The organism is Sphingobacterium gobiense (assembly GCF_002980575.1).
Taxonomy (GTDB): domain Bacteria; phylum Bacteroidota; class Bacteroidia; order Sphingobacteriales; family Sphingobacteriaceae; genus Sphingobacterium; species Sphingobacterium gobiense.
In genome coordinates this window covers 1,662,689-1,683,984 of record NZ_PVBS01000001.1, presented here as the reverse complement: position 1 = coordinate 1,683,984, position 21,296 = coordinate 1,662,689, and the positions used below count along the sequence as shown (strand labels likewise).

The following is a 21,296-nucleotide window of genomic DNA, read 5'->3' as shown; positions in this document are numbered from 1 at the left end:
GTCTTTCTCTAACCTCGGTGGCGTTTTTTACGATCTAGCCACGAACGTATAATTTAGGTTCTTCCATACCGGCCTACCCGGGAATACGGCGAATCTTCTCGGAAACCTTCTGATGAAAACTAGGAGAACCAAATAAACCGGTATGGCAACGAGCAGCATAAACGCTCGGAACAGCACGAGAGATTGCTTGAGCCTTATTTCACGTTTGCCTATGGGGGTAGTTGGGCCAGTCAAGTACCACCCCAGTATAGACAGGCCGAATAAAGCCATATTCACGACGAGATGCCATTCCCAGGTCAATCCATTGAGCACCGATGCGCAACCGCAGGGCCGCTCGGCATATACACCTATAAGCCCTAAGGTTATATAGATGGAAAATATAAGAAGCAATAGTGCCGAAAAGAGATAAGCAGACCGTTTAGTTTGCTGGCAGATAAACAACAACCCAATGCCGAATTCGGCCAACGGCAAACTCCAGTACAACATATCGGCCCAGCTATCGGGGAACGGTTGCCGCAGTAGAGCCGAATGGAAGCCTTGCAGGTTCCATAGCTTTTCTACACCGACATAGAGCCAGAACATCAGGAGAAAAATCTGGATGCAGAAAGGGGCGATATGTAGGGCTTTTGTTTTCATGGCATAAGAATATTGGGTCGCTATTTTGTTGCAACTATTTGTAAATCAATATTTTATTTTTATTTTTTCTTGTTTATATCTGGTTTTTACTTTATCTTTGGTTTAACTAATTAAATCTTTCTTATTGCTTTCTATATATGACTTGCAGAACAGCGGGTTTCGTACCTACTGGAAAGTAATATATTTTATAATAAACTGATTTTCAGTAAAATAATTTTGTATCGAAATTGTTTCTAAAAATGAAGGCATGGGGAAAAGCAACCCAGATAACGACAATATATATTTCCGCTTACTGCTCGTCCAGCCGGAGAAGGCCATTGCGGCCATCCACGAACGCTACGGCAGTAGGCTGAGTAAATATGTGTTCGTTTATTGCCGGCAGGACGATGAATTTATAAAAACGGTGATATCGGAGACGTTAGTAATTGTATGGCAGAAAAGGAATGAGGTTGCGATGTACGATAAACCTTATTTCTGGATGCAGCGTGTGGCAGAAATGCAGGCGTTGTACTTATTAAGAAAAGAGCGTAAACACAACAACGTAGAACTGGAAGATAAATACCTGGAAATGGCGGGAGATGACCATGCCGATCGAAAACTCAGGGCAAAGGAACTTGAAGAGATGATAAACGAAGCCCTGAATAACTTACCGCCCAGGGAACAGGAAATTTTTAGAGCATCCAGGTTTGACGAGCTAAGCAATCAAGAGGTAATGCAGAAATTCGATTTAACCGAGCAGACGGTGAAAAATACGATTTCTCGGGCAAAGAAGAAGGTAATTAGCATGTTGAAGCAAATGCTTTCCATGTTTGTTTAACATGATTTAGGCAATAAACAGATGATCTACAAAAAGAAATATGTGAAGACGTTGATCCGGAAGCAGATAAAGGGAGTTCTTACGTCACGGGAGGCGGGGGAGCTAGATGCTTGCCGGATGATCTATACACACGACGAAATACAGGAGATGATTGCCGACGTACTCTTAAGTATGGAGGATGATGAACTGTCTGCAACGCCCTTGGATGGCTGGAAGCCGGATTTTAAGGCGATCATCCGAAAGGCGGAAAAGCGTAGTCGAAGCGGGCAATCGCTTTGGCGTAAAATAGGATGGGGGGCTGCCGTTTTTTTGCCGATCCTGTCCATCCTTTTCTATTGGTATGCAACGCGTGAACAGCTACCGGATTTTCTGCATGGCCCATGTGCCGGGTTGGCCAGCGATGTGGAGATTCCGGTTACGGAATCAATCGTTTCCCTACGATGGGGAGATACAGCAGCGATGCAAGTAACAGGGAGAAACCATGGAGAGGTGTTGCACAAAGCTGATGTGCGCGTATTCAAAACAGAGGAAGGAGTGCTTCAAATACGAGAAGTTGATGATGAAAGGAGGGCTGGCGAATCGGCAGGAGGCATAGCGGTGGCAACGGGTCGGCAACAACAGGCCATGGTCGAGTTGCCAGACGGCACACGTATAAGGTTAAACGCGCAGTCGACATTACATTATGCACCGGGAAAAGAGAAAGCCCAGCAAATAAAGGTGCGGGGAGAAGCTTATGTACAACGACCGAATGAAACGAATACCGTGCCTTTGATTATAGGTACGAGTAACGGTTTCGTAGAATCCGCCCACGGAGATTTTGCGTTGTTGAGCTTGAATAATCTGACAAGAGCAGCAGCGCTAGATGGAGAGCTAAGCTTGCATGCTAATCGCCGCGATGATACGGTTTTGTTGAGTTGTTACGGTGCGCAGGGGTCGATAACGACGCATGCCACGGCTCAAAAAGGGGTGTTCAAGGACAGTTTAAAATATGAAGGTATTGCGGATACCGACGCAATATTGGTGTGGACGAAAGCTGTAAGAACGTATAAAGACGTTCCCTTACGGGAGTTCGTAGCGCAGATGAGTTTTTGGTACGGCTTCCGTGTTAAAGATTACCATTGTCTGCCGGCAGATAGACGTATCACAACGACAGTATGTTATCGAAAAGACAAGGAAGCCGTATTTGCCGCTATTCGCGAAGCCGGTGTGTTGCTTTACGAAAGCAAAGGCATAATCAGTTTCTGCCCGGAGGAGGCACAGTTGCCGAAAAACATGGGAACGATGCTAGCCTCGTGGAAGTGAAATAGCGATCTCCTACTTCACCGTCCGCTTCGTGCTAATAACAATCCGGTTCCACGCATTTATTGTTGCAACAGCCATGATGATCTGGCCTATGTAATGCTCGTCAAAAAGTTTCGCAGCATGGGCATAGGTAGCATCTGTCAATCCGTGTTGATTAATCAGGGTTACTTCTTCGGTGATGGCCAAGACTACTTTTTCTTCTTCGGTGAACAACTCGGTTTCCTTCCACGCGTTCAGTAAGAAAATACGTTGCGCTGTTTCTCCCTGCTTTAAGGCATCCGAGGTATGCATATTGATGCAGAATGCACATCCATTGATTTGGGAAGCGCGTATCTTAATTAACCCGAGGTGTATTTTGGAGAGTTGCGCGTTTTGTAGGTAATTTTCTAAAGCAAACATCGCTTTGAAGCCATCTGGCTCCGTGTGTTGCATGTCGAATCTGTTTTCCATATTTTATTAACTTTTTAGTCTTAGACGCTCTTGATGCTGCACTAAAATTAATTAAATTTTTCCTTTAGTTCATCGAGAACGCTTTTGATCTGTGTTAAATATTTTCCGTAGAAAATTCTGGTCCAGATGGGGACGGCTGTTATAAATAGTGCTGACACGACGAGTGTCACTATAATCCCGGTTGGTTTAAGGTACGCTGCTATCGTAACCATATCTGTTCCTTGTTCGATCCAGCGGCTACAGATTATCAATCCTACAACCATAAGCACGTAGGGCAGTAGCAAAAAGCTGAAAGCGTGATACCGCGCGATATTTAAGCGGAAATTGTAATAGATGTCGTTCAGGCTGTCTTTGGTTTCGGCAGTATAGTGGATAAGTTCCTGATAGAATTTTCTGAACAGGTTCAGATAGTATATCGATACGATAATCAGCATACCGTACATCGCGTAATATAGGGCATGCAAATCGGGATGTATATTTAGAAATTGCGGGGCGAAGCATAAAGCGATAATAGATACGAGCTGCATATACCACTCGTTTCGCATGTTTCGTTTAAGTTTATCGAGTGGGTGCTGTGCCCGCCTAAGCTTTTCTATTGTGTCGGGGATGTTTACATCGTTCGTATTATCATTATCCCATGCAGATTTTATTTTATCAAAGTTCATCGTCGTATTTTTTTATAATGGTTTGTAATTTTTCTTTTGTTCTGTTCAGCTTTACGCGGGCGTTTCCTTCGGTGATACCTAGCTGTAGGCCGATTTCTCGGTGTGAAAGCCCCTCCATGAAGTAAAGGATAACGGCTTTTTCTACTGGGCTTAAGTGTTGTACGGCGCGGTAAAACAATTCGAGCTGCTCGTCCGCTTTTGGGTCGTACGGTTCACTTTCGGGTTCGGCTACCGTATCAATGGCGATTGTATTACCGTGTGGTTTTTCCTTCTTGAAATATGATATTGCTGTATTGACGGCAACGCGGTACATCCAGGAGGAAAACGCACTTTGGCCTTGAAACTTATCGTAGGATTTCCAAAGTTGGATGATAATTTCTTGGTGAAGATCTTTCCGATCTTCTATGTCATCCACGTATATCCTGCCAACCTTGTGTAGAATACCTTTGTGTGCTTCTATCTGTGTTAAAAATGCGCGTTCTTTTGGTTCCACTTGTATCCGTTTTAGCTAACATGTGCTTCAGGGTAGCGCCGTTGGCTGCTAAAAATAATTCCGAATACGTTTGCTGTTGTTTCGGCCTTTTGCGAAAGTTGCTGTCGTCGTTTGTTCTTTGTCTTCATCTGTTTTTAATTGAATGTGTTTCTAACTATTTGAACAGTAAGTATCAGTTCAATCGCTTTCGTTACACAAAAAAAAGAAAAAGAAGCGCAAAAGTGGGTAACCGGTTCACGATTAGGTGTTATACATCTGTATCAGTTGGTTTTGAAGTTCCGTAGGTGTTTCGCCCAGCTTGGAGCGTACGAATTTGTTGAGTGCTGCCGGTGAATTGAAACCTAGTTCAAAAGCAATTTCTTTGTGCGAATAGGTGGAAAGTAGAAGAAGCTGCTTGATCTCATTCATAATGCGGGAATGGATCGTCTCTATAGCGGTTAGTCCGGCTAACGTTTTTGTGATCTGATTCAGTTTTTTTGTGGAGACGTGCAATTGATCTGCGTAATAAGCTACACTTCTGTCTGTCTTGAAACTGCGTTCGAGAAGTTCTAAAAAGCTTGCGTACACTTTTGCGTTTTCGTTTTTCAACGATTCTCTATCAACATGGGTATGCATAAATTCGACCAGTTTTAACAAGAGTATTTTGATAAAAAAACGTGCTTGCTCTTTTTTAACAGAGGTAAGATCATGGTACAGCAACTCAATTTGCTTTAGCAACATCTGTGTCTCTTCCGATTCTTTTTCGGGTAAGGCGATATAATTTAGTTTGGTAGAAATATCGTAGTTATAAATACGCAATTCGTTTCGTAGAATATCGGAGCAAAAAAGCACCTCATCAAACAAAATCATCTTGCCACAAATGTTGCTGCTGACCTGTTCTTTGGAAGATAGCTGTCCGGGAAAGATCACGGAGATGCTGTTTTCCATAATTTCGTAGTTCCGATCTTCGACTTGCATTTTCATTTGCCCTTTTTCGATGAACATCAGGCAAAAATGGTCTTTGGTATGCGGCTCTTTGTATGGTTCTAGTTTGTCTTGATCTAAATCAAAAATGTGAAAGGGCGTAATAGCCCTTTCAAAATTCGTTTGTATATCTTTTAAATGATGGGTGGTCATATACCTTTTTTTAATAAATATCGATAGCGCAAAAACTATGCTGCAATGATGTTTTCTAAAAAAATAAATGCACCACGTTTAGCTTTCATGGGCCAAGATCTTATGCAAGATTAGGCTTCAATAGCTTCTTTTAAGGCTTTTGCAGCCTCAGCCGGGTCTTCCGCGCCATAAATTGCTCCTCCAGCGACTGCGACTGTTGCGCCTGCAGCAACAACGTCTTTGATTGTATTTAAATTAACACCGCCTGCTACCGAAAAGGGTACTTGTGCTTCTCTACCTTCGTTGATTAAGGTTTCCACAGAGTAACCGGGAAGTGCCTGCTCGTCTAGGCCAGCATGTAACTCTACAAATGCGACGCCAAATGCAGTTACTTCTTTTGCCCGTTTTACGCGATCTTTAACGCCGATGGTGTCTACAACTACTTGTTTACCGTATTTTTTTGCGGCCTCTACAGCACCTTTGATTGTTGCGTCATCGACAGTTCCCATAACCGTTACGAGGTCTGCACCTGCTTTAAAGGCAATTTCTGCTTCTAATGCGCCTGTGTCTGCTGTCTTCATATCTGCAAAGACCAATTTTTCTGGATGGGCATTTTTCATTGCCGTGACCACTTTTAGTCCCTCTGCTTTGATCAGCGGGGTTCCTAACTCGATAATATCTACATACGGAGCTACTTTTGATGCTAACTCCAATGCTGCTTCTGTTGTAAGTAGATCGATTGCTACTTGTAATTTTGCCATAATAAAATAATCTAAAAAATGTGTTTACTTATTCGAGATTGGCATGTTTCGGCCATAAATCTTCTTTACTCAATCCTGATTCCTGCCATAAGGTCATGAAGATGGCATCGAAAAGTAGAAGGATGGATTGCTCGAACAGACTGCCTGCGTATTGCTCGGAAGCAGAGATTCCGAAATCGGTCTTAATTGCTGCCGGAATGAGCACGGATTGATCTGCCAATTGTGCGAGTGTACTTTGGCTATCTGCCGTAAGTACGACCAGGGTTGCATGTTGGTTTTTCGCTTTTTTTCCTGCGCTAACCAGTGTAGAAGTGGTTCCAGATCCGGATCCTAAGATTAATAAATCTCCTTCTAAAATTGCCGGCGTAACGGTTTCTCCCATAACATACACCTCATAGCCAAGGTGCATAAAACGCATGGCTGCCATTTTTAAAGCTAAGCCGGTTCGCCCTGCTCCAGCGAAAAAAAGCCTTTTTGAGTTTTGTATAGCTACTGCTAGTTTCTCTACGGCATCATATGCTAACAGATTCGCAACGTGCCGATTTTCATCGGTAATAATGTTTAAGTTCTGTTCGTACGCTTTATTCGTTGCCATGCTATGTCCTTTTGGTCATCAGCTATTATCTAGCGGGATGATTATTCATATTCGATGCAGCAAAGGTATGGAGGCACCTTTGCTCCTTCGTTATACAAACAGGACTATATGTTATAGATTTGATCCGTGTTTATTGTAAACTATTCAAAGGTAGTGATGGAATCATCACACACGGCGTGAAAAATAGTGGATTTCGCAAATGGAGAAGGTACTGACGGATGAGTACTATCTTTTTGCTGAGGTACTTTATCGTATTGAAGTTGCGTGCGATCATCCATATAGGAATGGTCCCGATATACCGTCGCCTGTTCGTATTGGGCCTTAAATTGTAGCAGCTCGTCCCACTCCGTATCTTCTTCTTGTTTGACGTACCCAGTGTCACCGCCGTAATTAGAAAGTTTGAGCACGTTGTCTTCGAGTCGACCTACAAAATCATGATGCTCTTCGTTTATTTTATTATAAACCAGTACAAAATCATTGTAGGCGGCTGTATTGGCAAATCGATATGTTTCGAACGTAGATGAATCTTCGGCTTGATCCATCAGGGTAATATGCTTTACCTGTTGCGTACGGTTGGTGATATAGGGGTAGGTGAAACAGTTGGCGTCCGCATTAAAGACCCTCTGGATAGAATCCTGATCGAACTGGGCAAATGTTGCCCCTTCTTCAAACCCGATAAATTGCCAGCGAGATTGCTCTCCTTCAATTTGTGGATTGCGGTGTCCATATACTTCGAATAAATCCCGTCGGTGTGGATAAAATAGGATCTTGTCGTCCTTTAGCGTGTACCGACCAAATACGGCAGTAGCATAGCCATAAAGCAGAAATTGTCCGTCTGCAAAAAGGCATACGCCATCATTATGGCCATATCGGCCTATATATGGTTTTTCGTTAGTCTGCCCTTGTACAACGCCAATCAGTATGGTGAGTGTGCAGAGTAGAATTAAAGGGGTATGTTTCATAAGGGATAAATATAAGATCTTATATCGGAAAAACGCCTACTAATTTCCCGCTCAAGACGTCCAATCCAGCGGAGATTGTGAACGCTGTTTTGTTCTTAGCGTCTCCTCATACAAGTTTTGTGACCGGAACAGAATTGTTGGTAGATAGCCGTCTACTTTAATCCAATCTGCTTCAATTTTTTATCAACAATTTGGGCGTATACTTGTTTATATTCATCGTTTAAAAAACTTCGATCAATCCAATCCTGTATTTGAAGAGATTGTTTAGAGAAGTCTTTGTATATATTGTTTCTAACCAATTCAGAAATCCCCAAACTTGCAGCAAACTGGTCAAAGTCGGGCCGCTTTACTTTTCTTTTACGGCCTCCTAAGGTTAACGCTACATCTTCTTTGTCTTTAGGATAGATTAAATTAACGTTCAGGAGGTCATATGCTGGTGATAAGATAATACCTCCATCGGTATGCATTAACGAAAAGTTTTTTAGGTGCATATCATTATTGCCAGTTAAAAAGCTAAACAATACTAATCTAAAATATTTGATAACGTCTAATCCCGAGTTGGTTGCATACTGCTTGATAATTTTCCCCACTCTCTCGTAAGAACTATTGTATTTTTGTTCTGTTAAAAGTTCCGACAGTTGACACAAATCTTCGACATGAACCTTTTTTTTCTTTTTTCGGTCAAACCGCTTGGTAATATATGCGAGCTCTCCAGTGGAGGTTTGTATTAACGCATGTTCAGCTGTTTCTATTTTAAACAGTTCGGCCAAATGCATGGTGAGATCTTCCACTTCTGGCATAAGGAGAAAATCTTTAGATTGAGAACCTCAAGCTGATGGGTTTTGGATCAGCGGCGCTTATATATGCTTTGTCATAATGGAATGTATAACCACGATCACTTTCTATTAGGTAGCCTGCTAATTGATCTTGGAAATATATTTTCGCTTCACGTGCCATTATTCTCTAATTTTATCAATTACACCAACTTCTTTGCCGAACAACGCTAATAGATCATTCACTTTATCTAGTCGAAGTGTTTTCTTCCCTTGCTCAAAATCACGGACAAAGCGTAAACCAACGCCAGCATTTAATGCTAAATCTTCTTGCGTAAGTTTTAATTCCTTTCGCTTTTGTTTTACAAATAATCTTAACGAATCCATATCTATACCTTTTCTGATATAAATATAGATAAAAACTAGTAAATTATACCATTTCGGGTATAAAAATACTGTTTATAACAAAATTATACCTCTTAGGGTATAAAATTACGCTATTCGTAAATGTTATACCCGTTAGGGTTGATTATCCGCCTCCTTCCTTTTTTTAAATGAATAATAGAAGCCAACAAAATAATTATAGTTTTGTTGTGAATTAAACGGAAACGATATAATAAATAGTATGAAAGCCAATACTGTAATTTTTACGCTCTTTATCAGCATGATTGCTGTAATATCAGCTTGCAATAGGCCAAGTGCGGACAAGTTTTTCCAGCGCACCGTATTGAATACGAATATTTTACACGACTTTGCACAAGCGTCTTTTACGAGAACCTTGACCTCAACAATGGGTACGCATAAAGGCATGCCTGCCGGTCAGCAGCAAAACAACCAAGCGCAACAAATTGTCGAAGCAAAAATTGCTTATGTGGAGCAGACGATCGGCCGCATAGAAGATATGACGCCGCCAGATGCTGACGCGGGAGCTATCAAAGGAAAATCCCTAGCACTTTACCACTACGTTCTTCCGGTTTATAAAAAGGAATATATGGATATCGCAGTGCGTTGTGATAAAAAGGAAGATGTTGAAGTCATTGAACAGTTGGCGCTTGCTGTCGAAGAAAAATATGGTGAAGGATTTGAAAACCTGTACTTCGAAGTATTAGAATTGGGTAAAGCTTATGCAGAGAAACATAACCTGAACGTGAAATTTGGTAACTAATTATCCAAATCGTAGATGTTATAGACCGAAATCAAGTATTAATAGTCTGCAACGAGCGACATCCACGATTTGACTACGTCAATCATTGATTGAGCTACGTCCACCAGTTTGAAGATAACCAACTTTGTTACATTGTTTTAACGTAATAACGATTAAGAAAATGGAAACAAAAAAAGTTTGGTTAGTTACCGGAGCTTCAAAAGGTCTGGGACTTACATTGGTAAAAAAACTCCTTCAACACAACTATTGCGTCGTGGCTACAACACGGAGCGCTAAATCGCTCATCGAAGAGATTGGAAATACATCGGAAGTATTTCTTCCAATCGAAGTCAACCTAACGGATGACGATGATGTAAAGGCCGCCGTTGAAAAAAGCATGGCTCATTTTGGCAAAATTGACGTGGTGGTAAACAATGCGGGCTACGGGCAGATAGGCACATTAGAAGAACTGAGCGACGAAGAGGCTAGAGAAAATTTTGATGTTAATGTGTTTGGCTCTTTGAACGTGATCAGAAATGTCATGCCGTATCTACGTAAGCAGAAATCGGGTACTATTTTTAATATTTCATCGGTCGGTGGTCTTTTTGGAGGCTTTGCAGGATTTGGTATTTACTGTGCTACCAAATTTGCGGTTGCTGGCTTTACCGAAGCATTGGCTGAGGAAGCAAAAGCATTTGGGGTGAGCGCCACGGTTGTTTATCCGGGGTATTTCCGCACTGATTTTCTTGCTGGCGGTTCTGTAAAAACACCAAATTCGGCTATTAAGGAGTATGAAGCTGCCCGTCAGTCGGAAGCAGCGCACTTGCATAGCATCAACGGTAATCAGCCTAATGATCCGGAAAAAGCGGCAGATGTATTGATCGCTGTCAGTAAAGAAGACGCCCCACCGGTTCATTTATTATTAGGTACCGATGCCTATGACATGGCAAAAAATAAGGCGGACGTACTAAACAAAGACATCGAACAATGGAAAAGCTACACACTATCCACCGGCTTCTAACAATGCCCGGTAAAAATCAAGAACAATACAAAGAAAATAAGTAATTTAGCTATGATGGGAAATACATTCCGCTTTAATTCTATTGCAGAATTTCACAAGTTTTGCAGTTTGCCGAATCCTGAACATCCGTTGATCAGCTTGATCGATTACAGTAAGGTTGCTTATCCGATCAATGATAGCCAGATGAAATGGATTCAGGACTTTTATTCGGTGGGGTTAAAGCGGAATGTCAATGCCAAGTTCAATTACGGACAGCAGCAATATGATTTTGATTCTGGAGTCCTTACGTTTGTTGCGCCACTTCAGTTTCTGAAAATTGAGGTAGACCCGAATGCTGTGGTAGAACCTACAGGCTGGCTTTTGCTTATTCATCCTGATTTTCTTTGGAACACGCGCTTGGCAAAAAAGATAAAATCCTTTGACTTTTTCCGGTATTCGGTAAACGAAGCGCTTTTTCTCTCGGATAAGGAAGAGAAAATTATGGTAGACATCTTGCTGAAGATTGAGCAGGAATACCAGTCTAATATAGACAAATTCAGCCAAGAACTCATTATAGCACAGTTGGAGCTATTGCTGATTTATGCTGAACGCTTCTATGAACGTCAGTTTTTAACTCGAAAAAAGTCCAGCTATGAATTGTTGGAGCGTTTTGAAAGTGTTCTTTCTGACCATTTTCAAAAAGACAACGTGTTGGAAAATGGCATGCCGACAGTCACCCTGATTGCGGAACAACTGAACATTTCTCCCAATTATTTGGGAACGCTGTTGCGATTGCACACGCAACAGACCACCCAACAGCACATCCAGAACAAGCTGATAGATTACGCTAAAGAACAATTGAGTACCACCAACCTGTCTATAAGTGAGATCGCTTATGGGTTGGGCTTTGAGCATCCGCAATCTTTCAGTAAACTGTTCAAGCAAAAAACCAAGCAGACTCCTTTGGAGTTTAGGCAGTCATTTAACTAATTTAGGTAAATCATCGATGAGCTCACCCCTGATTTTCTAATTCTCTTTTGTAAGCGGCCTTGTGCTGTTCGATTTCGGGCAGCATCTCTGGATATTGAATGTCCTTGTATTTTTTGAGTTTATCCAGTATAATCTTCGCTACTAAATACCTTGCGATAGGTTTGCTGTCTGATGGAATGATATACCAAGGCGCGTGGTCTTTAGAAGTGTTTTGTATTGCTTCTTGGTAATAGGCCATATATTGATCCCACAACGCGCGTTCTTTCAGGTCGCCCGGTGAGAATTTCCAGTTGTGCTTTTCTTCTTCCAGTCGTCTGAGGAGTCTGTTTTTCTGTTCGTCCTTGCTGAGGTGTAGGAAGAATTTGAGAACAATGGTTCCGTTATTAACCACATGTCGCTCGAAAGCATTGATCTCATCATATCGGGTTTTCCAGAAATCCTTCGGTATATCTTCAACACTGGTTATGCCGGGGATGTTTTCGTTGAGGATATATTCGGGATGCACACGGGTGACCAGCACATTTTCGTAATGGGTGCGGTTGAAAACGCCAAACTTACCTTTTTCGGGTAAGGCAATCGCATGACGCCACAGGTAGTCGTGTTGCAGCTCTTTGGAAGTAGGTGTTTTAAAACTATGGACGACAACCCCGCGGGCATTGAATTTTTGGAATACCTCCCGGATAAGAGAATCCTTTCCAGCGGTATCCATGCCCTGAAAACAGATCAATACGGCATATCGGTTGTGTGCATAGATGACGTCTTGGATTTCCGCAATTTCTTTTCTGATTTTTTTCAATCCTTGGATAGCTTCTTCCTCTGTTATCTCTGCGCGGACATCCGTAGGGTGATTCTCCATAATGAATTGATCGCCCGCCGTTAGTTTTTTGAGTAGTTTGTTCATATTACTGTGTCTTAATGCTGTATTGTGCTGATCTGATCTTTTGAAACACTGACAACGCCTTGCAGCTTTTTAAAATGTTCCATGGCTTCATTTACCGATTTGCTTTCCGGTATCTTCACGGCCAATCCGTTCAACGCATTATATTTGTATAGCACGTCTGCTCCGTAAGAAGCGGCTTCTTCGGCAATCGCTTCCAACGAAGTTTCTTCAGAAAGCATGATGATCAGGGTGCGGCTAATGTTCGCTTCACCGCCATGCTCAACGGTAATAACGATAGGCTCACCGCTGGCCACGCCACTAATATTTCCTCCTGCATATTGCAAGGTGTATGGACCGGCTTTTTCTATTTTATATACTTGGTTCAGATCAAAGGTTACGGATTTGGTTTCGCCCGGTGCTACAGCATGATAGGTTTCTGCCGGCGGCGGCATCACGCGGCGAGTCATCGCGCCTATATATTGGATGTCGTTTCCTGCGCTGTCTGTAATAGTAAGGAATTTACTCATCATGCCCTCGAACGGTGTATGATATTGGGTGAATTTTAAGGTGTCATCGGTGGGGTTGGTGACGCTGAATTTGATTGGGATAACACCGTGAAGCGTGTATTTTTCTTCGCCTGCTAAGACGGCATATAATGTAGAATCGTTTTGTACTTTATTGTTGTTGTTTGCTACATTCTGCAAAGGCCGACACTGTGTCGTTAATGCCAGGATGGCTAATACAACGGTAGATCTTAAGATGTTTTTTTCTATCATGGTTTTTTAACTATTCGGAAAGATCAATCAAAATTACTGCCAAATATCGGTGTTTCTACGATGAATTGACAAACTAATTCCGTCGGGAACTATTTCCTACGTAGCATTAAAAATACGAGATACAATATAATGCTAGGGTGATACGCACATTTCTGAATGTATAAATAATGGTTGATAATATCTAACTCAAATCGAAGCTTTTCCGAAACTCCAAAGGTGTTTGTTTTGTCTTTTGTTTAAATAGTTTGCTGAACGATTGTGAATGTTCAAAGCCTAGCTGGTATGCTATCTCACTGACAGAAAGCGGTGTATTCGATAGTTTCTCTTTCGCCTGTTCGATGATTTTATGTTGGATATGTTGTCGGGCATTTTGTCCGGTGAGGTGTTTTAGCGTGCTGCTTAAGTAATCCGCTGAGATATGCAGTTCACCACTCAGATATTGCACAGTAGGCAAGCCCTTGTCCAGCAATGCGTCGCTTTTAAAATAACGATCCAACGTTCTTTCGAACCGCGTTAGGATTTCGTGGTTGCTTTGGTCTCTGGTGAGAAACTGGCGTTTATAGAAGCGCTCGGAGTAGTTAAGCAGCAATTCAATCTGGGAAATAATGATGTTTTTGCTAAAATCATCCATATTGCCCGAATATTCCTGCCGGATCTGTCGGAATATTTCGAGAATAATTATTTCTTCTTTTTCGGATAGAAATAAGGCTTCATTGACCTCATAGCCAAAGAATGCGTACCGCTTGATCTTCTCGGCAAGGCTGGTGCTCCAAAGAAAATCAGGATGAAGAAGTAAGATATATCCTGAGGGGGAGCGGTGTACGTCGTCCTGGGTATGTTGGACTTGGAGTACTTGTTGTGGCGCAAAAAACGTCATTAAACCCTCGTCAAAATCATAGGATTGCTGCCCGTAGCGGTATTTCCCGACGACATCTTTTTTTAGGGCAATAGTATAAAACGATTTTAAGTAATGAAAACGTCCCTCAGTTTTGAGAAGATCGCCGTAGTTCACCACACTGATGAGTGGGTGATCAGGAAGCGGTATGCCGTTCAATCGGTGAAATTCAGTAATCGTATCGATTCGGATTAATTCGTTCATATGCGCTGTTCCTTTAAGAAAAGTAGAAGATACAAACTTCTACTTTTCTTTTTGCATTTTTTGTTAAATGTTCATCCCTCCCGAAACTTCAATGCGCTGTGCATTAATCCAGCGGGCATCTTCTGTACATAAAAATGCCACAACGCCACCGATATCTTCAGCTAAACCTGCGCGACCTAAAGCTGTGACCGAACTAACGGCTTTATTGTATTGCTCGTTATCACGAACGGCTCCGCCACCGAAATCTGTTTCTATAGCGCCGGGAGCGATCGTGTTCGCCCGGATGCCTTTGCTGCCCAGTTCTTTTGCCAAATAACGGGAGAAAACCTCGATGCCACCTTTCATCATGGCATAGGCAGCGTAGCCAGGCATGCTGAATCTGGCCAGGCCGGAAGAGACATTGATTATTCCTCCGCCCGGGTTAAGTAGCGGAATAAGTTTTTGTGTTAAGAAAAATACGCCTTTGAGGTGGATATTCGAAAGCGTGTCGAACTGTTCTTCTGTGGTTTCTGTAATTGGGTTAACAAGCCCAATGCCCGCATTGTTAACTAAAAAATCAATTGTTTCTTGTCCGCGTTTTTGTTTTAGGCTGGTTCGGACCTCTGCAATGACAGAATCAAAGCTTTCTGTTTTTGAAGTGTCCAGTTGTATGGCAAATGCCTGCTGTCCTTTGGCTTCGATCGCTTCAACTACCTTGGTGGCTTCGTCTTTGTTACTTTTGTACGTCAAGATAACGTCCAGGCCATTTTCGGCAATACGAAGCGCCATGTCTTTTCCTAACCCTCGGCTTCCGCCGGTTACGAATGCTATTTTACTCATTGTTCTTCTTTTTTATAGTGACGATGCAAAGATCATTCTAATAAACAGGCGGTTTGTATCTCAATACGGAATCGTTGTAGTCGAAACCGACAATATCTACAACGTGGTGTTATTGTAATTATTATTTGGATTAGTTCTAAACAAACTATAGATTTGTCGTCGATTTGTCTGTATGCAAATCCGACAATCGACTCTGAAGAATTATTTAAATAGCTGAATCTATCAAAAAACGTGTAAAAATATGAAAAAGGCGTTCCTCTTCTTATGCCATCTGCTGCTTATCGTGATGTTGCCACAAATGTCTCAGGGGCAACAGGATCGAGTGGCTCGGACAAATACTACGCCGGTTACAGAACAGAACCGTACCGATGATTCGGTTAAAAATGAAAAGCTTCAGGAAGTCTTGGTGACAGCTAGCCGTATGCCCGAGCGGATCGATGAAGTGCCGTCGTCCGTGACGATACTGGGTAAGGAGCAGATCGAGCAGCAGATCAATATTAACCCGTCCATCAGCGAGATATTGGCATTTACTGTTCCTGGCTTAGGGCCATCCACCAACAAGGCGACTAATACCGGGCAGACTTTGCGCGGGCGTAATGTGTTGGTACTGATCGATGGGATACCGCAATCCACCCCGCTGATGAACGGCAACCGGGATATACGTTCACTTGACCCGGCTATCATTGAGCGTGTGGAGGTTATCAAAGGGGCAACTTCTATTTATGGTAACGGATCGGGAGGTGGTATTATAAACTATATTACCAAGAAGCCCGATGCGGATAAACGTATTGCAGGGCAAACCTTTTTAGGGTTAAATGGTCATCCGGGATCACTTAATAATTCGGTCGGATACAGGCTGTCGCAATCTTTCAACGGGACGCTCGACAAATTTTCGTATGTGGCGAGTGCAACTTATAACTACACCGGCTTATTGAAAGCTGCCGATGGAAGTGTCCTTGGACAGGAAGATGGGCTAGAGCAATCCTATGCGCTGAACACGTTCGCAAAAGGTCAATACCGATTTAACAAACAGAGCGAACTTACCGTGGCGTATAGCTTTTTCAAAAGTTTGCAGAACAGTGATTATGTGGTGGAACCCGGTGTATATGGTGAGCGTCCGGCTATAGGGATAAAGGGCGAGGATCCGGGAGATCCTGCTGGAACGCCGCAAAACCATAACGTGTTTGCCACGTATACGCTACGTAATCTGCCATTCCATACGGAGATGGATTTAACGGGTTATTTCCATCGATTTCTGTCTACGAACCGCTATGTTGCCAAGGCAAATGGATGGTACGGGCCGGGGCAGACCCAGATCAGTTCAAAAAAGAAAGGGCTACGCCTAAATTTACTTACACCTTTCGGTAACGGACGGGTGAAGGGTACGATAGCCTATGGAATGGATCTGCTGGGGGACGATACTTACCAGCCATTGCTAGATGGGCGCGTTTACATACCGAATATGGATATGACCAACATGGCGCCGTATGCACAGCTAAAAATTGATATGTTTGACCACCTGATATTTAAAGGAGGGATCCGCTATGAGAATGCACGGGTAGATGTAGAAGATTACCAAACGCTCCCTAAAGATGCGGATGGAGGGGGAGTAGTAGCTGTTAAAGGTGGACGGATCAATTATAAAAGTGCGATGTTCAATGCTGGCCTACGTTACAATAAATACGAATATTTCAACCCTTTTGTCAGCTTTTCCCAAGCGTTTGGCCTGAATGAGCTGGGGCGTATATTAAGAGCCGCAACGGTTCAGGATATGGCACTGCTGCAGACGGATCCAATCATCACGAATAATTATGAGGCTGGGTTTAGCAGCCGCTTTTCGATTTTTAATCTAACGGCGGCATATTATATCAGTACCTCCAAATTAGGAGCGAATTTAGTGGCCAACGAGAGTGGTACCTTATTGCCGCAGCGTAATCCTGAGCGTGTACATGGCTATGAGCTGACACTCGATGCACAACTGACGGCATCGTTGGGATTAGGGGCTACCTACGCCTATGTGGAGGGTAAAGCGGAGAAAGAAGATGGTACCAAAGAGTATTTAGGCTTTGCGCGTATCGCACCGCCGAAGGCAACGGCGTACGCAAGGTATCGTGCAACGGATAAGCTGGACCTGCAGCTTTTTTGGGTGTACACTGGAAGCAGAGACCGTTTTGATCCGCTGGAAGATGGTCGTTATCGGGTGGGAACGGGACCTGTTAAACCAGTCAATATTTTTAACCTAAGCGGCTCCTATCAATTGCATAAAGCGGTGCGTGTAGGCTTTGGAGTTGAAAATATCTTCAACAAATCGTTTTACCCATTTTATAGTCAATTTAGTGCAGATAATCTTCGATATACGATGGGGAATGGTGCCCGCGCAAGTTTAAACCTGACCTATACGTACTGATGCGCTTATTGAAGAAGCTAAATGGATGGTTACATTTGTGGTTAGGCTTAATAACGGGCTTGATTACCTTTATTGTCAGTATAACGGGCTGCCTCTATGTATTTATTGATGAAATAAGGGAGTTAGCCTATCGCGATAGATGCTATGTCCAGATAGAAAATGTTCCATATCAACCGCTTTCGGTCATGGTTGCCCAGGCACAAGCCGCCGTACCTGCTTCGCACGAGATTGTCCGGGCTGATATACAGCCTGCCCCTGGCCGCACATGGGTATTCCGTGCAGGTGCTAAATATAGGGTGTATGTCAACCCTTACACCGCGGACGTTATCTATGTGGAAGACCAAAACAGAGAGTTCTTTCGGGTCGTGCTCGAACTGCACCGAAACCTGCTCTTAGGGAAGGAAATCGGGCAACCCATTGTGGCATATTCTATCCTCATCTTTTTATTACTTTGCCTAAGTGGACTGGTACTCTGGTGGCCTAAAAAATGGAACCGAAAGCATTTAAAAAAATCATTTACTGTTAAATGGAAGGCTTCTTTTAAAAGGTTGAATTACGATCTACATAACGTTTGGGGATTTTATATGTTAATCCCTGCTTTAGTGCTAGCCATGACGGGGCTAGTTTATTCTTTCTCTTGGTTTGACCAAGCTTTTACCTATAGTTTTAGTGGAGGACAGCATCGCACGCAATGGGAAATCCCTAAGTCAGCGCCAACGGGAGGCTCCGACAAGCGTGGTTTGGATAGTGCGTTTGCTGATGTCTTGCGGCGCTATCCGAAAGCAGATATGGTGTCGATGCGTGTCCGGGAAGCGGAAGATGCGCCTTACGATTTTCAAGTCCGTATGTTAAAAAGCAGAACGTACCACTTCGAGTGGTTATATTATGATCGACAAACAGCTCAGTTGCTCTATGCTTACGGTACAGATGATTTGAACACAGCCGATAAGATTCGCGCCATGAATTTTGATCTACATGTTGGCTCTTTCATGGGGCTGCCTAGCAAAATTTTTGCTTTCATCTGTTCCATGTTTTGTGCCAGCCTTCCTTTAACGGGTTTTTTGATATGGTACAACCGAAAATGGGGAAAGAAGAAAAAGCGCCGTGCTTGAGCGATCTATTTAATCCTCCCTCGACCCGTCGTCTGCCATACGGACAATCTTAGGAGAGAAGGTCGCCACAACATCGACTAGATCGGATTGCGCGGCCATCACGGTATGAATATCCTTGTACGCCATAGGCGCTTCGTCCATTCCGGCTCCAAGTAACGTAATACCATGTTGCTCAAGCATTGTCTTCAAATCCGCGGATGCCAGCGTTTTGATCGCCTGTGTACGGCTCATCAGACGTCCGGCACCGTGTGACGCCGAGTTAATGGCTGCTTCTTCTCCTTTGCCTCTTACCAAGAAGCCTGGGGTAGCCATTGAACCCGGAATGATACCCATTGTATCTTTACTTGCCGGGGTGGCACCTTTACGATGAACGATCACTTCTTCTCCTTCAAACTGCTCTTTCCATGCAAAATTGTGGTGGTTCTCGACCTTGGCCAGTAATTCGGCACCCAATGCTGTTTTGATCTTATCGTGGATAACCTCATGACAGGCCGAGGCGTAATCGCCAGCTAGATTCATCGCTAACCAGTATTCCTGTCCTTCGGCCGTATCCAGATCCAAATAAGCCAAATTTTGCGCTGTATAGGGTAGCTTACAGATATCTTTCGCGAGTTTGGTATAATGACCCGCGATGGTTGCACCCAGTCCACGCGAACCGGAATGCGTTAATAGCGCCAAATATTTTCCGCGCGCTACGCCCAAGGCTTTGTCTGCCTCTGCAAAGTCTATTACGCCGAATTCCACAAAGTGATTCCCGCCACCGGAAGAGCCTAACTGTGTCCAGGCTTTGTCCTTCAACGATCGGATAAAATCATGGGTATCGAATAGGTCATTGTCCAAAACAGCGTGATCCACGCGTTCGTGTTTCAAATAACCGTGACCTGCGCCAAAACGTGTATTACCCATTAGCACCGCTTTTAACGTATCGTGGTTGGTATCCAGATAATCAGCCGGTAAATCAAATACCGAAAGTGCCATTCGGCAACCGATGTCCACACCTACACCATAAGGGATAACGGCGTTATTGGTCGCTAATACGCCACCGATCGGTAAGCCGTAACCTTGGTGTGCATCGGGCATAAGGGCACCTGCGACGGTTACAGGCAGCTTCATCGCGACGTCCATCTGCTTTTTAGCTCCTTCTTCAATATGGTCTTCGCCATATACAGCATACTCATTTGGAGTTTCGTTCAAAGAAATCGTTTCTTTTTCGATCGCGTCGATATTTAACAGGATTTCTGCCAAGGGTTTAAAGGTCTTGTCGTTTAAATAAGACTCTGGGTGATCCAGTACATCCTTGAATTTTACCAACATCTGCTCTCGACTGAAACCGAGTCTTTTCTTATTGATCTTCAATGCCACGCCCATGGCATGGTTTTCTTTATATCCTAAGTCAAGTAAGTCGTTACCGTTAATTCTTTTATTTTCCATATTTTTAAACTTCAGTAGCCACCTTCGCAAATTTATTTCTGTACTCAATAGGGGTAAGCCCCGTAATCTTTTTAAAGGTATCCCGAAATGCTTTGGTGTCGGTATAACCTACATCGAACATGATTTCGCTGACGTTCTTTCGGGAGGCCTCAAAGAAATTTTTAGCGGCTTCTATCCGTACCCGCTGGATATACTCAATGGGGGTATTATTGGTGGCTTCCTTAAATCGTCTTTCAAAGGTTCGACGACCTATATGGACCAAATTGGCCAACATCTCGATGGAAATTTTATCCTGATAGTGGGTTTCAATGTAGTCCTGCACTTTTTTGATAGCATCATCTCCATGATTTCGCTGCCCTTTGAATATCGCAAATTGGGATTGGCTATCCCGCCCGATATCCAGCGCAAAATATTTGGAGATCATGACGGCTGTTTCTCTGTCGGAAAACTTTTCTACCAGGTATAGGATGAGGTTCCATAAACTACTTGCCCCACCACTGCTGTAAATATTGTCGTGCTCGGTAATAATCGCACCGTCTTCGACTTCCACATGAGGATATCGTTCTCTGAACTCGTTTACATGTGCCCAGTGTGTGGAACATTTCTTACCGTTGAGCAATCCAGTTTCGGCTAAAAGAAAGGCTCCGATACATAAACTGGCGAGACATGAACCTTTTTCGTACAGTTTTTTAAAATAGGGGATCGCTTCTGCGTTGGCTTGGATTCCTTTGACCGTGTCACCGAAGGTTGGAGGAATAATCAATAAGTCCGTTTCGGTTACATCTTGGAGTAGCCTATTGGTTTTGATGACGTATTCGCCATTGTTTGCCGGTACATAATCTTGCAGACCGACGTACTCGACTGTAAAAACAGGCTTCTTGCCGAATACGGTGAGGAACTCGTTGGCAGTTTGAAAGGTTCGGAATGGCGGTGTAATGGCTTCAATAACACCATACTCAGGAACAAAGACAGAAATCTGCATAGCGATGAAATTATTTAGGGCAACAAGTTAGCAAATAGTTTTGTCATAATTTACCCCTAAGGCTGTCGTTTTTGCAATAGTTGTAGTCGTGTATTCTTTATTAATTT

At 43.1% G+C, this 21,296-nt stretch carries 25 protein-coding genes; 8 read left to right on the top strand and 17 right to left on the bottom strand.

The window, feature by feature from the left end; genetic code table 11:
* Nucleotides 1-27: 27 nt before the first annotated feature.
* Complete coding sequence (locus tag C5749_RS07440; RefSeq protein WP_105724438.1) at nt 28-636, bottom strand: MauE/DoxX family redox-associated membrane protein; 609 nt, start codon at nt 634-636, stop codon at nt 28-30.
* Nucleotides 637-883: 247 nt separating this feature from the next.
* Between C5749_RS07440 and C5749_RS07435 the strand changes: the two genes are divergently transcribed.
* A complete protein-coding gene (locus C5749_RS07435) occupies nt 884-1,453 on the top strand; it encodes an RNA polymerase sigma factor (protein WP_105724436.1) in 570 nt (189 codons plus the stop codon).
* Between the two features lie 21 nt (nt 1,454-1,474).
* Complete coding sequence (locus tag C5749_RS07430) at nt 1,475-2,755, top strand: FecR domain-containing protein (RefSeq protein WP_105724434.1); 1,281 nt, start codon at nt 1,475-1,477, stop codon at nt 2,753-2,755.
* A gap of 12 nt (nt 2,756-2,767) precedes the next feature.
* Here the strand turns inward: C5749_RS07430 and C5749_RS07425 are convergent, their stop codons facing one another.
* The 7 genes from C5749_RS07425 to C5749_RS07395 form a co-directional block, all read right to left on the bottom strand.
* Nucleotides 2,768-3,205, bottom strand: a complete 438-nt coding sequence (locus tag C5749_RS07425; RefSeq protein WP_105724432.1) for a carboxymuconolactone decarboxylase family protein — start codon at nt 3,203-3,205, stop codon at nt 2,768-2,770.
* A 47-nt stretch (nt 3,206-3,252) separates the two neighbouring features.
* Nucleotides 3,253-3,870 carry a hypothetical protein gene (locus tag C5749_RS07420; protein WP_105724430.1) on the bottom strand — a complete coding sequence of 206 codons (618 nt, stop codon included), beginning with the start codon at nt 3,868-3,870 and terminating at the stop codon, nt 3,253-3,255.
* Nucleotides 3,860-4,363, bottom strand: a complete 504-nt coding sequence (locus tag C5749_RS07415; protein WP_105724428.1) for an RNA polymerase sigma factor — start codon at nt 4,361-4,363, stop codon at nt 3,860-3,862. Before C5749_RS07415 ends, C5749_RS07420 begins: the two co-directional genes overlap by 11 nt.
* A gap of 240 nt (nt 4,364-4,603) precedes the next feature.
* Nucleotides 4,604-5,479, bottom strand: coding sequence for an AraC family transcriptional regulator (locus tag C5749_RS07410; RefSeq protein WP_105724426.1), 876 nt, complete (start codon nt 5,477-5,479; stop codon nt 4,604-4,606).
* Between the two features lie 110 nt (nt 5,480-5,589).
* A complete protein-coding gene (hxlA, locus tag C5749_RS07405; RefSeq protein ID WP_105724424.1) occupies nt 5,590-6,219 on the bottom strand; it encodes a 3-hexulose-6-phosphate synthase in 630 nt (209 codons plus the stop codon).
* Nucleotides 6,220-6,247: 28 nt separating this feature from the next.
* Nucleotides 6,248-6,814 carry a 6-phospho-3-hexuloisomerase gene (gene hxlB / locus C5749_RS07400; RefSeq protein ID WP_105724422.1) on the bottom strand — a complete coding sequence of 189 codons (567 nt, stop codon included), beginning with the start codon at nt 6,812-6,814 and terminating at the stop codon, nt 6,248-6,250.
* A gap of 140 nt (nt 6,815-6,954) precedes the next feature.
* The gene (locus C5749_RS07395) at nt 6,955-7,776 is read right to left on the bottom strand and encodes a hypothetical protein (RefSeq protein WP_105724420.1); all 822 of its coding nucleotides are present in this window, start codon (nt 7,774-7,776) and stop codon (nt 6,955-6,957) included.
* Nucleotides 7,777-7,781: 5 nt separating this feature from the next.
* Here C5749_RS07395 and C5749_RS19940 point away from each other — a divergent pair, with 5 nt between their 5' ends.
* Complete coding sequence (locus tag C5749_RS19940; protein ID WP_146113724.1) at nt 7,782-7,937, top strand: SDR family oxidoreductase; 156 nt, start codon at nt 7,782-7,784, stop codon at nt 7,935-7,937.
* Here the strand turns inward: C5749_RS19940 and C5749_RS07385 are convergent.
* From C5749_RS07385 to C5749_RS07375, 3 genes are read right to left on the bottom strand one after another with little or no spacing between them, the layout of a single operon-like run.
* Nucleotides 7,929-8,576, bottom strand: a complete 648-nt coding sequence (locus C5749_RS07385) for a HipA domain-containing protein (RefSeq protein WP_105724418.1) — start codon at nt 8,574-8,576, stop codon at nt 7,929-7,931. The two genes, C5749_RS19940 and C5749_RS07385, sit on opposite strands and share 9 nt — an antisense overlap.
* 13 nt (nt 8,577-8,589) lie before the next feature.
* Nucleotides 8,590-8,733 carry a HipA N-terminal domain-containing protein gene (locus tag C5749_RS19935; RefSeq protein WP_105724416.1) on the bottom strand — a complete coding sequence of 48 codons (144 nt, stop codon included), beginning with the start codon at nt 8,731-8,733 and terminating at the stop codon, nt 8,590-8,592.
* The gene (locus C5749_RS07375) at nt 8,733-8,936 is read right to left on the bottom strand and encodes a type II toxin-antitoxin system Y4mF family antitoxin (protein ID WP_105724414.1); all 204 of its coding nucleotides are present in this window, start codon (nt 8,934-8,936) and stop codon (nt 8,733-8,735) included. The genes C5749_RS19935 and C5749_RS07375 overlap by 1 nt, the downstream gene beginning before the upstream one ends.
* A 238-nt stretch (nt 8,937-9,174) precedes the next feature.
* On the opposite strand from C5749_RS07375, the gene C5749_RS07370 reads away from it, so the two are divergent.
* The 3 genes from C5749_RS07370 (at nt 9,175) to C5749_RS07360 (ending at nt 11,683) form a co-directional block, all read left to right on the top strand.
* The gene (locus C5749_RS07370) at nt 9,175-9,714 is read left to right on the top strand and encodes a hypothetical protein (protein WP_105724412.1); all 540 of its coding nucleotides are present in this window, start codon (nt 9,175-9,177) and stop codon (nt 9,712-9,714) included.
* A 160-nt stretch (nt 9,715-9,874) separates the two neighbouring features.
* Nucleotides 9,875-10,714, top strand: coding sequence for an SDR family NAD(P)-dependent oxidoreductase (locus C5749_RS07365; RefSeq protein ID WP_105724410.1), 840 nt, complete (start codon nt 9,875-9,877; stop codon nt 10,712-10,714).
* Between the two features lie 51 nt (nt 10,715-10,765).
* Nucleotides 10,766-11,683: a helix-turn-helix domain-containing protein gene (locus tag C5749_RS07360; protein WP_342748690.1), complete on the top strand. Its 918-nt coding sequence runs from the start codon at nt 10,766-10,768 to the stop codon at nt 11,681-11,683.
* A 22-nt stretch (nt 11,684-11,705) separates the two neighbouring features.
* On the opposite strand, the gene C5749_RS07355 is transcribed toward C5749_RS07360, so the two are convergent.
* The 4 genes from C5749_RS07355 to C5749_RS07340 form a co-directional block, all read right to left on the bottom strand.
* A complete protein-coding gene (locus C5749_RS07355) occupies nt 11,706-12,584 on the bottom strand; it encodes a PPK2 family polyphosphate kinase (RefSeq protein WP_105724406.1) in 879 nt (292 codons plus the stop codon).
* An 11-nt stretch (nt 12,585-12,595) separates the two neighbouring features.
* Entirely contained in the window at nt 12,596-13,339 is a 744-nt protein-coding gene (locus C5749_RS07350) for a hypothetical protein (RefSeq protein ID WP_105724404.1), read from the bottom strand.
* 181 nt (nt 13,340-13,520) lie between these two features.
* Complete coding sequence (locus tag C5749_RS07345; protein WP_105724402.1) at nt 13,521-14,438, bottom strand: helix-turn-helix domain-containing protein; 918 nt, start codon at nt 14,436-14,438, stop codon at nt 13,521-13,523.
* 63 nt (nt 14,439-14,501) lie between these two features.
* Complete coding sequence (locus tag C5749_RS07340; RefSeq protein WP_105724400.1) at nt 14,502-15,257, bottom strand: SDR family NAD(P)-dependent oxidoreductase; 756 nt, start codon at nt 15,255-15,257, stop codon at nt 14,502-14,504.
* A gap of 241 nt (nt 15,258-15,498) precedes the next feature.
* Between C5749_RS07340 and C5749_RS07335 the strand changes: the two genes are divergently transcribed.
* The gene (locus C5749_RS07335; RefSeq protein ID WP_105724398.1) at nt 15,499-17,664 is read left to right on the top strand and encodes a TonB-dependent receptor; all 2,166 of its coding nucleotides are present in this window, start codon (nt 15,499-15,501) and stop codon (nt 17,662-17,664) included.
* Between the two features lie 8 nt (nt 17,665-17,672).
* Nucleotides 17,673-18,776, top strand: coding sequence for a PepSY-associated TM helix domain-containing protein (locus C5749_RS07330; RefSeq protein WP_181151305.1), 1,104 nt, complete (start codon nt 17,673-17,675; stop codon nt 18,774-18,776).
* A 9-nt stretch (nt 18,777-18,785) separates the two neighbouring features.
* Here C5749_RS07330 and C5749_RS07325 read toward each other — a convergent pair whose 3' ends face one another.
* Together C5749_RS07325 and C5749_RS07320 are read right to left on the bottom strand one after the other, a co-directional pair.
* Complete coding sequence (locus tag C5749_RS07325; RefSeq protein ID WP_105724393.1) at nt 18,786-20,207, bottom strand: RtcB family protein; 1,422 nt, start codon at nt 20,205-20,207, stop codon at nt 18,786-18,788.
* A gap of 4 nt (nt 20,208-20,211) precedes the next feature.
* Nucleotides 20,212-21,189: a GlxA family transcriptional regulator gene (locus C5749_RS07320; protein WP_105724391.1), complete on the bottom strand. Its 978-nt coding sequence runs from the start codon at nt 21,187-21,189 to the stop codon at nt 20,212-20,214.
* Nucleotides 21,190-21,296 lie beyond the last annotated feature (107 nt).